This window comes from Pseudomonas oryzihabitans (genome assembly GCF_032027545.1).
In the GTDB taxonomy this organism is placed as follows: Bacteria; Pseudomonadota; Gammaproteobacteria; order Pseudomonadales; family Pseudomonadaceae; genus Chryseomonas; species Chryseomonas oryzihabitans_F.
The window spans coordinates 122,426-135,594 of sequence record NZ_JAVSJB010000009.1; the positions used below are offsets into that span (position 1 = coordinate 122,426).

The 13,169-nt window shown below is 64.3% G+C and carries 10 protein-coding genes; 3 read left to right on the forward strand and 7 right to left on the reverse strand.

The genetic code is table 11. The features are described 5' to 3' along the window. Both RND78_RS16730 and RND78_RS16735 read left to right on the forward strand, forming a co-directional pair. Complete coding sequence (locus RND78_RS16730; RefSeq protein ID WP_312730400.1) at positions 1–1,326, forward strand: HlyD family type I secretion periplasmic adaptor subunit; 1,326 nt, start codon at positions 1–3, stop codon at positions 1,324–1,326. A gap of 40 nt (positions 1,327–1,366) precedes the next feature. Next, positions 1,367–2,701: a TolC family outer membrane protein gene (locus RND78_RS16735; RefSeq protein ID WP_312730401.1), complete on the forward strand. Its 1,335-nt coding sequence runs from the start codon at positions 1,367–1,369 to the stop codon at positions 2,699–2,701. Positions 2,702–2,747: 46 nt separating this feature from the next. Here the strand turns inward: RND78_RS16735 and RND78_RS16740 are convergent, their stop codons facing one another. Both RND78_RS16740 and RND78_RS16745 read right to left on the reverse strand, forming a co-directional pair. Beyond that, positions 2,748–5,090: an FdhF/YdeP family oxidoreductase gene (locus RND78_RS16740; RefSeq protein ID WP_409457065.1), complete on the reverse strand. Its 2,343-nt coding sequence runs from the start codon at positions 5,088–5,090 to the stop codon at positions 2,748–2,750. A 76-nt stretch (positions 5,091–5,166) separates the two neighbouring features. After that, entirely contained in the window at positions 5,167–5,634 is a 468-nt protein-coding gene (locus RND78_RS16745) for a tRNA (cytidine(34)-2'-O)-methyltransferase (RefSeq protein ID WP_312730402.1), read from the reverse strand. A 72-nt stretch (positions 5,635–5,706) separates the two neighbouring features. Here RND78_RS16745 and RND78_RS16750 point away from each other — a divergent pair, with 72 nt between their 5' ends. Next, positions 5,707–6,264, forward strand: a complete 558-nt coding sequence (locus RND78_RS16750; protein ID WP_312730404.1) for a hypothetical protein — start codon at positions 5,707–5,709, stop codon at positions 6,262–6,264. Between the two features lie 1,333 nt (positions 6,265–7,597). Here the strand turns inward: RND78_RS16750 and ntrC are convergent. From ntrC to glnA, 5 genes are all read right to left on the reverse strand, one after another. After that, positions 7,598–9,028, reverse strand: a complete 1,431-nt coding sequence (gene ntrC, locus RND78_RS16755; RefSeq protein WP_059230568.1) for a nitrogen regulation protein NR(I) — start codon at positions 9,026–9,028, stop codon at positions 7,598–7,600. Positions 9,029–9,040: 12 nt separating this feature from the next. Continuing rightward, the gene (gene glnL / locus RND78_RS16760) at positions 9,041–10,105 is read right to left on the reverse strand and encodes a nitrogen regulation protein NR(II) (RefSeq protein WP_145011572.1); all 1,065 of its coding nucleotides are present in this window, start codon (positions 10,103–10,105) and stop codon (positions 9,041–9,043) included. 171 nt (positions 10,106–10,276) lie between these two features. Then, positions 10,277–10,912: a DUF4124 domain-containing protein gene (locus RND78_RS16765; RefSeq protein WP_312730408.1), complete on the reverse strand. Its 636-nt coding sequence runs from the start codon at positions 10,910–10,912 to the stop codon at positions 10,277–10,279. After that, complete coding sequence (locus RND78_RS16770) at positions 10,912–11,430, reverse strand: DUF4124 domain-containing protein (protein WP_312730409.1); 519 nt, start codon at positions 11,428–11,430, stop codon at positions 10,912–10,914. Before RND78_RS16770 ends, RND78_RS16765 begins: the two co-directional genes overlap by 1 nt. A gap of 152 nt (positions 11,431–11,582) precedes the next feature. Beyond that, positions 11,583–12,989, reverse strand: coding sequence for a glutamate--ammonia ligase (glnA, locus tag RND78_RS16775; RefSeq protein WP_007161312.1), 1,407 nt, complete (start codon positions 12,987–12,989; stop codon positions 11,583–11,585). Positions 12,990–13,169: the final 180 nt, after the last annotated feature.

Sequence of the window (13,169 nt, forward strand, 5' to 3'; positions counted from 1 at the left end):
GTGTTGAAGCATCCTGCCCTTATCCAAGCCGAAGCCGAGGGGCTCAAGGTATCCGACCGCTCCATCCGTTGGCTCGGTTTCGCTATCCTCTTCGTAGTATTCGGCCTCGGTGGGCTCTGGGCAGTCCTGGCGCCGCTGAGCAGTGCCGTGCTCGCGCAGGGCTCGGTGATCGTCAAGAGTTCGCGCAAGACCGTGCAACACCTGGAGGGCGGTATCCTGAAGGAGTTGCGGGTCAGCGACGGCGACCGGGTGCAGGCGGGCGAGGTGCTCATGCGGCTCGACGATACCCAGCCCCGTGCGCAGCTCGAGATGGCGCGGAGCCAACTGATCGCGGCCCAGGCGCTCGAAGCTCGACTGATCGCCGAGCGCGATGACCGGCCCGAGATCGCTTTCACCGACAGTGATTTCGCCATCGACGACAGGCGCGTGCGTGAAGCACGCAGCAGCGAGCTGCAGGTGTTCCAGGCGCGAAGGGCGGCTCGACTGGGTGAGATCGAGGTGCTGCGCAGTCGTGGTATCGAGCTTGATCAGCAGATCCTGGGACTCGAGGCGAATAGCCAAAGCAAGCTGGGCCTGGCGAAGTCCTACGCCAGCGAGATCAAGGATCTGAGCGAGCTGCTCAGGCAGGGATTCGTCAGTAACGAGCGGCTGCGCGATCAGGAACGCAGCCTGTCCCGACTGCAAGCGGAGATCGCCGACCAGCGTTCGGCCATTGCCCGTGCCCGAGTACAGCGGGGTGAAGCGCAACTGCAGATGCTGCAGATCACCCAGAAGTTCAGGTCCGAGGTCGCCAATCAACTGGCCGATACCCAATCCCGTATCTATGAGCTGCGTGAGCAACTGCGGGCCTTGCAGGACAGGCTCGACCGTACCCTGATCAGGGCACCTGTGGCTGGCCGGGTGATGGGGCTAGCCGTCCATACCCTGGGTGGGGTGATAGCCCCCGGTAGCCAGTTGCTGGACGTTGTTCCAGGTGGAGCGGACCTGCTGATCGAAGTGGAGATCCAGCCGAGCGATATCGATCGGATCGCCCTGGGCAAGCCTGTCGAGATTCGCTTCAGTGCGTTCAAGAGCGCGACTACGCCTATCCTGGAAGGAGAACTGGTCTATGTCTCCGCTGACCGATTCACCAATGAGAAGACCGGCGCACCCTATTATCTGGCACGGGTAGCCCTGACCGACCGTGGCCGCCAGGAGCTGGGGCGCCGCGAATTGATGCCCGGCATGCCGGCGGAAGTGCTCATCACCACCGGTGACCGTACCCTGCTCAACTATTTGCTCAAGCCTGCTCGCAACGCCATGGCGCGTTCGATGATCGAGGAATAGGGCGATGTTCCAGCGAACGTTGCTGCGATGGGGATTGGTCGTGTTCCTGCTATGCGCCGGACCGGCCGGTGCCGCCACGCCGGTCAATGATGCCGATGCCCTGGATATCTGGCAGCTGTATCAAGGGGCCGTTCAGTCCGATCCGCGCATCCTCGGGGCGGATGCGCAGATCCAGGCCGGGGCTGGTCAGGAGCGCAGTGCCCTGGGCCAATTGCTGCCGCAGCTCAGGGGAGGCGCCTCCACCAGCCGTATCAGCCGCGCCGAAGGCCCCCAGACGCTGCACTATGATGGCCAGACATACAACCTGAGCCTGACCCAGGCCCTTTACAACCCTGAGGCCTGGCGCGGCTTCAAGAAGTATGCGGAGCTCACTCGGCAGTACCGTTCTCAAGCGGAGGATGCGCGTATCCAGTCCGCTGCCGATCTTGTCCAGCGCTACTTCACGGTCTTGGCCGCGGAAGACGAGCTGGCGCTGGCCCAAGCCGAGCGTGAGGCGACACGCCGCAACCTCGAGCGGGTCTCGGCCTTGTTCGAGCGTCAGTTGGCGACCATCACCGACCAGTTGCAGTTGGCGGCACGGGTCGACAGCCTGGAAACCGAGGAAATCGAGGCCAGGAACCAGATTCAGGTCGCCCGCGAGGCACTGGCCGAGTTGTTCGGACGCGAGGTCTACCAACCACTCAAGAGGATCGATGAGCAAACCCTGTTCACTGCCCTGCCAGGTTCCGAGACGGACTGGGTAACGTCCGCGCTCGCCCACAATCCGGCGCTCAAGGCCCGGCAAAGCGCCCTGAACTCGGCCGAACAGGCCATCGATGAATCCAAGGCCGGCCATTTGCCCACCCTGAGCCTCGCCTTCGGCGCGCAACGCAGCGATTTCGCCTACGACAATGTCATCGCGCCCGACAAGGTCGATACCCTATCCGCCAGCCTGAATCTGCAGATTCCACTCTACAGTGGTGGATCGGTCAGTGCCCGCACCCGCGGGCTGTACGGTTCGCGGGATGTCGCCGAGCAGGACTACGAGGCACTACGCCGCCAGGTGGTCAAGGAGACCAAAACCGCCTATCTCAAGAGCAATGCCAATCTGCGGAAGATCACTTCAGCGCGCAAAGCATTGGAGTCGGCAGTCAAATCCAGGGAAGTGACCGAGAAGTCCTTCGCCTATGGCACCGTCACGGCGGTCGATGTCCTCAACGCCGTGCGCCAGGAGTATCTCGCTCGGCGCGATTATCTGCGGGCGCAGTACGACTTCGTTACCAACCAGCTAGTATTGCTGCGTTGGAGTGGCGATTTTTCCACGGTGGATATTCAAAGAATCAACAGCTGGCTGGCCTCACCAGTCCTGGCGAGCAAGCGCGCGGAAGGGCCATGACCGAACGTCATCATGGCCGTTGTTACACGCCGCCTGCGTTCGCTATCTAGGCCCCATACCCTTCCGGCTCTACCGGAAAGCTGTCAGCGTTCACCGCGATCAGCTTGTTCAAGCGCACGGGAATGGCCTTGGCCGCCGGCACCTTGCTGCCTTCGGCATGGTGCCAGAGCGGGATCAGGGCGTTGCATTCCGGGTAGTAGCCGCCGCAGGCGCCTTCCGGGATGTTGTAGGGGGTGACCCGCAGCGGTCCCACCTCGCGGCGCACGCCATCATCGGCCACCGTCGCCACCTGCACCTTGTCGCCTTCGGTCAGGCCCAGGCGTTCGATGTCGTTGCGATTCATGAAGAGCACCGCCCTTGTACCCTTCACGCCGCGGAAACGATCGTGGTAGCCATAGATGGTGGTGTTGAACTGGTCGTTGCTGCGCAGCGTCATCAGGGTCAGGACGTCACGCCCGCTCGCGGGCATGTCCGGATCTTCTTCCAGGCTGCGTGGCACGATGAGATTGGCCTTGCCGGTCTCGGTCTTCCACTCGCGCTTGGCCGCCGGCAGCGGGCGATGGAAACCACCCACCTCCCACATCCTGGCATTGAAGTCGTGGAAGATCTCTGGGAAGGAGCGGGCGATCTCGTCGCGGATCAGCCCGTAGTCGGCGACCCAGGCATCCCAGGTGACCTGGGGATTGTCCGGCAGGGTGGCCTTGGCCAGCCCGGCGACGATGGCTGGCTCGGACAGCAAGTCACCTTCCGGCGGTTCGGCCGCACCGCGCCAGCCGTGGATGCAGCCGGTGCTGTCCTCGGTGCTGTGGGCCTGCTCCACGCCGTGTTGGCGGTCGATCTCGGTACGGCCGAGGCAGGGCAGCAGGTAGGCCTTGTCCGCCGGCACCAGATGATTGCGATTGAGCTTGGTGGCGATCTGCACCGACAGGCGCAGGGTGCGCCAGGCCGGTTCCATCAGGCTGGTCTCGGGGATGGCGCGCAGGAAGTTGCCGCCCAGACCGATGAAAGCCTTTACCGAGCCATCGAGGATGCCTTCACAGGCCTCCACGGTATTGCGGCCCTTGTCGCGCGGTGGGGTGAAGCCGAAACGTTCGCCGAGCTGATCGAGCGGCGCCAGCTCCGGCTTCTCGGTGATACCCACGGTACGCTGACCCTGGACGTTGGAGTGCCCGCGCACGGGGCAGATGCCGGCGCCCGGCTTGCCGATGTTGCCACGCAGCAGCAGCAGATTGGCCAGCATCTGGATGGTTTCCACCCCATGGCGATGCTGGGTCAGGCCCATGCCATAGATGCCGATGACCTTCTGGCAGCGGGCATAGACGGCGGCGGCCGCTTCCAGGGCGCTGCGAGTCAGCCCCGACTGCCGCTCCAGCTGTGGCCACTCCTGGCGTTGCAGCCAGTCGCAGAAGTCGGCGAAGCCATGGCAGTGCTCGGCGATGAAGGCATGGTCGAGCACGGCTGGGCGGCCCTGTTTGCGCGCCTCGTCATCGGCGGCCAACAAGGCCTTGCACAGACCGGCGAGGGCGGCGGTATCGCCACCTGGCTTGAGCTGGTGGTACTGGGTACTGATCTGGGTCGGGTGGTCGGTCAGCATCTCCACCGGCGACTGCGGATTGACGAAGGTTTCCAGGCCGCGCTCGCGCAAGGGATTGAAGGTGATGATGGGCGCGCCGCGCTTTCGCGCCTCCTGCAGGTCGTGCAGCATCCGCGGACTGTTGCTGCCGGGATTCTGGCCGAAGAACAGCAGGCCGTCGGCTTGGGCGAAGTCGTCCAGGGTCACCGTGCCCACGGTCACGCCGATGCTCTTGGGCAGGGCCACCGAGGTGCTCTCGTGGCACATGTTGGAACTGTCCGGCAGATTGTTGGTGCCGTACAGGCGGGCATAGAGCTGATAGAGGTAGGAGGTCTCCAGCGCCGCCCGCCCCGAGGCGTAGAAGATCACCGAATCAGGATCCAGCGCCTTGAGTTCGGCGCCGATGTCGGCGAAGGCCTCGGCCCAGCTCACCGGGCGATAGCGGTCACTGGCGGCATCGTAGCGTAGCGGATGGGTCAGGCGGCCGACCTCTTCCAAGTCATAGTCGCGCCATCCACGCAACTCACTGAGCGAATGCTGGGCGAAGAATTCCGGTCCGCATCTCTTGCTGGTCACTTCCCAGGCGGTGGCCTTGGCGCCGTTCTCGCAGAATTCCAGCGGATGGGGCTTGCCGGGCTTGGCCCAGGCGCAGCTGACGCAGGCGAAGCCACCGTGCTTGTTCTGCTTGGCCAGCAAGGCGCCGGATTTGAGCGGTACCCGCTCGCGCAAGACGATTTCGGTCACCGAGCGGGCCGAGCCCCAGCCCCCGGAAGGGGCGTCATAGCGTTCAACCCTGGGTTTGCCGATCTTGCTCATGGTGCGCCTCACATGACGGTCTGGCGATGTGCCTGTAGGTCATGGGACGACGCCTCTAGCAGGAAGGTTCTGGCCGTCAGCCCGGCGGTGCGGCGAAGCCCAGCTGGCGCCAGCCTTCGTAGACCGCCACCGCCACGGTGTTGGACAGATTGAGGCTGCGGCGATTGGGCAGCATCGGCAGGCGCAGCCACTGTTCGGATGGCAGCGACTCCAGCACCTCGGCCGGCAGCCCGCGACTTTCCGGACCGAACAGCAGGGCGTCGCCCGGCGCATAGGCGATCTCGGTGAACGGGTGGCTGGCCTTGGTGGTGAAGGCCAGCAGTCGGGGCGGCTGCAAATCTGCTATACAGGCCGCAAGGCTGGCATGGGTCCGCACGCTGGACCACTCGTGGTAGTCCAAGCCCGCGCGACGCAATTTCTTGTCGTCCAGCGCGAAGCCCAGCGGCTCGATCAGGTGCAGGCGGCAGCCGGTGATGGCGCACAGGCGAATGACGTTGCCGGTGTTGGGTGGAATTTCCGGTTGGTAGAGGATGATGTCGAACATGAAGGGCTGGGCGCCTGGCAAAGCGCCTATGGTACTGCGCCGTGGGCGTGCCGTCGCGAGCGGGGCGGGACGGTGAGTCTCTGGCGCCGGCTGGTCGATGGGCTGTTGCGCGAGCGGCGCGCCCGTCAGGAAGAACTCGCGCGGGTGGAAGATCCCGACCTGCTCAAGGCCGAATGGCGCGCACAGCGCCAGCGGCTGACCCTCTGGCTGGCCTCGGCGGCGCTGGGCGCCGGCCTGTTCGGCATGATCATCGGCCAGTTGGTGTACCAGCGCACCCATCCCGATCCCTGGTCGGCCGAGGCGCGCCGTCCGGTCATCCTGGGCGTGGACTCCCGCCAAGACGCGGCGCGCTTCGAGTTGCTGATTACCGCCGACCGCTCGCTGTTCTACGAACGCTATCGCCCCGACGGTGCCCTCAGCCTGCGCCTGCCCCGGGCGCGCTGGGACGGTGGCGACCGCCAGGGCCGGGTGGGGCGACCGGGTGGCAGCTTTTCCTGGACGGTGCGTCAAGACGGCCAGGACCTGAAGGTGCTGCTGGTGGGGGTCGGTGGCGGACTGCAGGCCAGTGATCGTCTGGTGGAAGAGGGCGAGGATTGGGTACTGCACATTGAGGTCCCGCTGACGCCCTGAAATGCCCCGTTATCAGGCAAAAGCCGGCGAGGCTGCACCAGAGCTGAACGCGCTGTGGTACTGGGTGCGATGGGCGGCGAACCTTCCTTGATCGGCCTCGGTTGTCTCTGAAACTCGCCAAAAGAGCTCTAGCGCTGGGTTTCCGGCTTTTCGCGGGCAAAAAAGAGGCCATCACGTTCAGTGATGGCCTCAAGAAGAAAAGAGGGGATTCCCCAGCCTGCCTGTACCGAGGTCCCCAAAAGGGTAGTTATCTAGGATATTGCAGGAGGTGTGCCAAGTTTTGGGTTGGGTGGTTTTGGGGGGATTTTGTAGGTTCGGTTGAGCGCTGGCGAAGCCCAACGTTCGGGGTTGGGCTTATCACTGCCTAAGCTGATCATCGCGGTTTGCTGATGGTTTTATTTCGCCCCGCCCGGGCGAGTCACTTTTGCCAATCGCGGCAAAAGTAACCAAAAACGCTGTCCCCACGCTTCGGCCCTCCGCTGCGCTCCGGGTCCCCTCGCTCCGGCGCCGCTCCAGGGGTACGGCACGAAGGGGCCTCCTGCCCCTCGCGCCTTGCTCGGCGTCCTGCCTCGCATCCCCTTCCGCGACGCCTGCACTCGGCCTCACTGACGGGGACGGGGCGCCAGCCTGAGGCCGCGGTGTTTACAGGCAAAGCCAGGGCGATTTGTAGCGTGGAAAACTGCGCGGCGTTTTCCATTGGCAGACCCTCAACTGCGAAGCCCAGCGCCCATAGTTGCAACTGTCTTTATCGAACTTTATCGCGGCCATGGGCCGCTCCTACAAAAGCATCACACCTTGTAGGAGCGGCCCATGGCCGCGATTCCAAAGGCGTAAGGTTCGTAGTGGCGTTTTCTACGGGTGAGCTTGATCGGGAACAGGGGACAAGGCTGCGCCGTTGTCCACGCTACAGGTTGTCCACGTCTCTTCAACCAAAACTTTCAGGCTGGCGAAATCGCCCCGTTCAGGAGGGCGAACGCCAGTGTCGTGGAGTGGGTCGAGCCGCATGGATGCGGCGAGAGGTCCAGATGGGCCATGGACGGCCCATCTGGACCGACCCCGGAACGACGCTGGTGTGAGCGAAACGTAGCGTAGCGAAGTAACAGCCGCAGGCTGGCCCGAAGGGCGAGCAATGCGAGTCACCCGGAGCGAAGCGTAGGGCCGGATGGTCGGGGCAAGCGTTTTTGCTTACTTTTTTCGCGACTGAAAAAAGTGAGTCGCCCGGGTGGGCGAAACAAAAACCTTCAAAGCGCTCGATAACCAGCCCTGGCACCCAATAGCACAAGCCTTGGGCTTCGCCATCGCTCAGCCCAACCTACGGCACGGTAGAGAACCCTCAGTCCTCCCCCTCCTCATCCGGACCATCCACCTTCATGCCCAACTCCTTGATCTTGCGGGTCAGGGTGTTGCGTCCCCAACCCAGCAGGACGGCGGCATCGCGGCGGCGGCCAGCGGTGTGCTTGAGGGCGGTCTCGATCATGATGCGTTCGAAGGCCGGCACGGCATTGTCCAGCAGGCTGGACTGGCCACGGGTAAGGGCCTGGTCGGCCCACTGGCGCAGGGCCTGTTCCCAGTTGGCGGCGGGGGCGGCGTCCTGGGGCTGGTTGAGCAGCTCCGGCGGCAGGTCGTCGATCAGCACCTCGCGGCTGGAGGCCATCACCGTGATCCAGCGGCAGGTGTTTTCCAACTGGCGCACGTTGCCCTGCCAGGGCAGGCCCTTCATGTATTCCTCGGTCTCGCCACGCAGGGTCTTGGGCTCCACGGCCAGTTCCTGGGCCGCGCGCGCCAGGAAGTGGCGGGCGAGGGCGGGGATGTCCTCGCGGCGGTCGGCCAGGCGCGGGATATGGATGCGGATGACATTGAGACGATGGAACAGGTCCTCACGGAACTTGCCCTCGCGCACCAGGCCTTCCAGGTTCTGGTGGGTGGCGGCGATGATGCGCACGTCGACCTTGACCGGGGTGTGGCCACCGACGCGATAGAACTCGCCATCGGCCAGCACCCGCAGCAGGCGGGTCTGGGTGTCGGCCGGCATGTCGCCGATCTCGTCGAGAAACAGGGTGCCGCCATCGGCCTGCTCGAAGCGACCGCGGCGCTGGGCCGCGGCACCGGTGAAGGCGCCTTTCTCGTGGCCGAACAGCTCGGATTCCATCAGGTCCTTGGGAATGGCGGCCATGTTCAGGGCGATGAAGGGCGCCGCCGCGCGCGGGCTGTGGCGGTGCAGGGCGTGGGCGACCAGTTCCTTGCCGGTGCCGGATTCACCGTTGATCAGCACCGTGATGTTGGAGTGTGAAAGGCGGCCGATGGCGCGGAACACCTCCTGCATCGCCGGCGCCTCGCCGATGATCTCGGGGGTGCGGGTCAGGTGCGCCGGCTCGGCGAAGCCCTGTTGCTCCTGGGCGTGCTGCCCGGCGCGCTTGACCAGGGCCACGGCTTCGTCGACATCGAAGGGCTTCGGCAGGTACTCGAAGGCGCCGCCCTGGTAGGAGGCCACGGCGCTGTCCAGGTCGGAATGGGCGGTCATGATGATCACCGGCAGCCGCGGATGCATCTCGCGGATACGCGACAGCAGGTCCAGGCCGCTGGTACCCGGCATGCGGATGTCCGAGATCACCACGTCCGGCTGCTGGCGCCCGAGGCGGGTCATGACGCTGTCGGCGCTGTCGAAGGCGACGGTGGTCATGCCTTCTTGTTGCAGGGCTTTTTCCAGGACCCAGCGGATGGAACGGTCGTCGTCGACGATCCAGACGGTCTCCGAACGGCTCATGCGTGCTCCTCGTTATTCCAGCGGCAGGAAGATGCTGAAGGCGGTGTGGCCCGGATGGCTTTCACACTCGATCAGACCCTGGTGCTGGGTGATGATGTTCTGGGTAATGGCGAGTCCCAGGCCGGTGCCGTCAGGACGGCCGCTGACCATGGGATAGAAGATGGTTTCCTGTAGGTCCTGGGGGATGCCCGGGCCGTTGTCGGTGATCTCCACCTTGCACACCAGGCGATGGCGGTGGTGGCCGATGGTGAATTGGCGCAGGGTGCGGGTTCTCAGGGTGACCCGGCCCAGGCGCAATTCGTTCTGCTGGGAGATGGCTTGCATGGCGTTGCGCACGATGTTGAGCACCGCCTGGATCATCTGCTCGCGATCGATCATCAGGTCGGGGATGCTCGGATCGTAGTCGCGCACCAGATTGATCAGCCCCTGGCTCTCCGCTTCCACCAGGCTGCAGACCCGCTCGAGCACCTCGTGCACGTTGGTGATGGCCAGCTTCGGCAGCTTGTTGGAGCCGAGCATGCGGTCGACCAGATTTCGCAGCCGGTCGGCTTCCTCGATGATGACGTTGGTATAGTCCTTGAGCGCCTCCTCGGGCAGCTCGCGGGCCAGCAACTGGGCCGCACCGCGGATACCGCCGAGGGGATTCTTGATCTCGTGGGCCAGGCCGCGCACCAGCAACTTGGTGGTCTCCTGCTTGGAGAGTTGTGCCTCTTCCTTGGTGATGCGCAGCAGTCGGTCGCGCGGATGGACTTCCAGCAGTAGCAGGGTGTTGTGGCGGTCCAGGATGGGGGTCACCGCATAGTCCACCGTGAGGCTGTTGCCCGAGGTGGAGACCAGCAGCGCCTCGCGCTTGGTGAAGGGATGGGCGTGGTCCACGGCCTGGCGCAGCGCCTGCAGGGCCTCGGGCGATTCGGTGAAGAGTTCGCTGATGAACTGGCCATGGCTGCGCTGACCGCTGATGGCCAGCAGCATCTCCGCGGCCGGGTTCATGTACTCCAGCCGCAACTCCGCATCCAGCAGGATGACCGCGGTCGTGAGGTTGTCGAGCAAGAGCCGGTGAATGACGTCGGTAGGCATGAGAGGCCACAGCGCTATAGGGACGATAGGAAAATGCAAGAAGCAAACCAAGACGCCCCGAGTTAGGGCAGATAGCTGTAACGTGCACTAACAGCCGCCGTCAGGCTCGGCGGCTTGGTCATGATTTGTATCAAGATGGTGCGGCGCAAAAAAACGCACCAAAAATATGCGCTACAGGAAGGGTAGCCAGGATTTCTTGGCTTCGGGCGGTTTCATGTCCAGCGGACACTCCGGACGCTTGCCCCAATCTCCCTCGGTACAGGGGTGCGCGCGGCGCTTCTGCTCAAGGGAGGGGCGGCGCAGATGGAAGGGCTGGGCCGGCGTACGCTCCAGCACGGTACCGTCGGCCGCGAGGATCTCTGCCACCAGCTGGTGGGTGCCGCGATCCAGGCCGCCCAGTGGGAATACCGGACTGCGGCCAGCCCCGGCTTCCTTGTCGTCCAGCAGCAGGCGATAGCTGTGGCCCGCCTGCAGCTCCGGCTCGCTGACCAAGCTGACGATGAGCTGGCCCTCCTGGTCGATCACGGTGGCATCGGGCTCGGGCACCAGGATGCGTAGCATCTGGTAGCGGAAGGGCGCTGCCTTGGGAGGCGGCACCGCCGCTGTGCTCGGCGTCGGGCTCAGTTTGCGGGTCGGTTGGCCCTGCTGATTGAGATTGTTGGTGGTCGTCACCGGCACCTTGGTGGCCTTCACACCTTTGGGTGGCTGATCGGTATAGACGCGATTGCCGTCCTTGTCGACGTAGCTGTAGACCGCCGCCTGGGCTGGCAGCAGGACGCAGAGCAGCAGGGCCAGGAGCAGGCGCATCAGCGGGCAGGACTGTTGACGCTGATGCGCTGCACGGTGACGGTCTTCTCGGCGCTGGTCTGGATCACCTCGCCCGTGCTAGAGAGCACCTGGGCCGCGAAGCGATGCTCGCCGCGCTCCAGGTTGGTCACGCCGAACCTCGTGCTCTGGCCAGGGCTGCCATAGGGCGCGCCATCCACCAGCAACTGCAGGCTCTGGCCCGGGCCCAGGGCCGGCTCCACGGATATCCCTACCGAGAAGGTGCCGTTGTTGGCGCGGATGGCCTCGTCGTCGGGCACATTGACCTCCAGCCGGTTGAAGGCCGGGCCGGCAGGTGTCGGAGCCGCAGGTGCAGTCGGCACGCTGGGGGCAGGGCGGGGGTTGCCGACGGTGTTGGTGGGCGCCACCTGCACCGGTTGAGCATTGGCCGAGGGCTGGTCGCTGAACACCGTGTTGCCTTCGGCATCGACCGACTTGTAGATCGCCGCCTGGGCAGAGCAGGCGAGGCAGAGCAGACAGCAGGCGAGCAGGCGAGGCATGGCGGAATCTCGGCCGGGCGATGATAGGCAAGGGTAGCAGGCGCGTGGCCGGCTCCGGTAGGCGGCGATGGCCCGCCGATCACGCTGCCACTTTTCGGTGCGTAATGAAAAAGGCCTCCCGAAGGAGGCCTCTTGGCGTTACCGCAGCGGGATCAGACGCTGTAGTACAGGTCGTATTCCAGCGGGTGCACGAAGGTACGCACCTTGATCTCTTCCTCGGACTTCAGCTCGATGTAGGCATCGATGAACTCGTCGGTGAAGACGCCGCCCTTGGTCAGGAACGCGCGACCGGCGTCCAGGGCTTCCAGGGCTTCCTTCAGGCTGCCGCAGACCTGCGGGATCTTCTTGCCTTCTTCCGGCGGCAGATCGTACAGGTTCTTGTCAGCGGCATCGCCGGGGTGAATCTTGTTCTGGATGCCGTCCAGGCCGGCCATCAGCAGGGCGGCGAAGCACAGGTAGGGGTTGGCAGCCGGATCCGGGAAGCGGGCTTCGATGCGGCGTGCCTTCGGGCTCGACACATAGGGGATACGGATGGAAGCGGAACGGTTACGGGCCGAGTAGGCCAGCATGACCGGGGCTTCGAAGCCGGGCACCAGACGCTTGTAGCTGTTGGTGGACGGGTTGGTGAAGCCGTTCAGCGCCTTACCGTGCTTGATGATGCCGCCGATGAAGTACAGGGCGGTATCGGACAGGCCAGCATAGCCTTCGCCGGCGAAGGTGTTCTTGCCATCCTTGGAGATGGACATGTGCACGTGCATGCCGGAGCCGTTGTCGCCGTACAGGGGCTTGGGCATGAAGGTGGCGGTCTTGCCGTAGGCATCGGCCACGTTGTGCACGACGTACTTCAGGGTCTGGGTCTCGTCGGCCTTCTTGACCAAGGTGTTGAACTGCACACCGATCTCGTTCTGGCCAGCGGTCGCCACTTCGTGGTGGTGGACTTCCACGACCAGGCCCATTTCTTCCAGGGCGTTGCACATGGCGGTACGGATTTCGTGGTCGTGATCGACCGGCGGGACCGGGAAGTAGCCGCCCTTGACGCCCGGACGGTGGCCCTTGTTGCCGCTTTCGAAGTCGGCGTCGGTGTTCCAGGAAGCCTGCTCGGAGAAGATCTTGAACATGGAGCCGGAGATGTCCGACTTGAACTTCACTTCGTCGAAGATGAAGAACTCGGGCTCCGGGCCGACGAACACGGTGTCGCCGATGCCGGTGGACTTCAGGTACTCCTCGGCGGCCTTGGCGATACCACGGGGGTCGCGCTCATAGGGCTGCATGGTGGAGGGTTCGATGATGTCGCAGACCAGGATCAGGGTCGGCTCTTCGGTGAAGGGGTCCAGGACGGCGGTGCTGTCGTCGGGCAGCAGGATCATGTCGGAGGCTTCGATGCCTTTCCAGCCGGCGATGGAGGAGCCGTCGAACATCTTGCCGTGGGCGAAGAAGTCTTCGTCCAGCGCGTCACGCGCCGGCATGGTGACGTGTTGCTGCTTGCCTTTGGTATCGGTGAAGCGCAGGTCTACCCACTTCACGTCGTTTTCTTTGATCAGTTGAACAGCCTTCGACATGGTTTCCTCCAGAGGAATTTCGGCCGGGAGCGGTTGGCAGTACTCCCGGTATCAGCTGTGCCCTTGAGGGGCGCTTCCGTACTGTCCGGTCGACGACCGGTAGGCGACGAAAAGCGCCCTATGCTGGCTCAGGGGCGGCTGCCTCACAAGAGAGCAAGTAGTATGCCAGTGCCCCTAAAT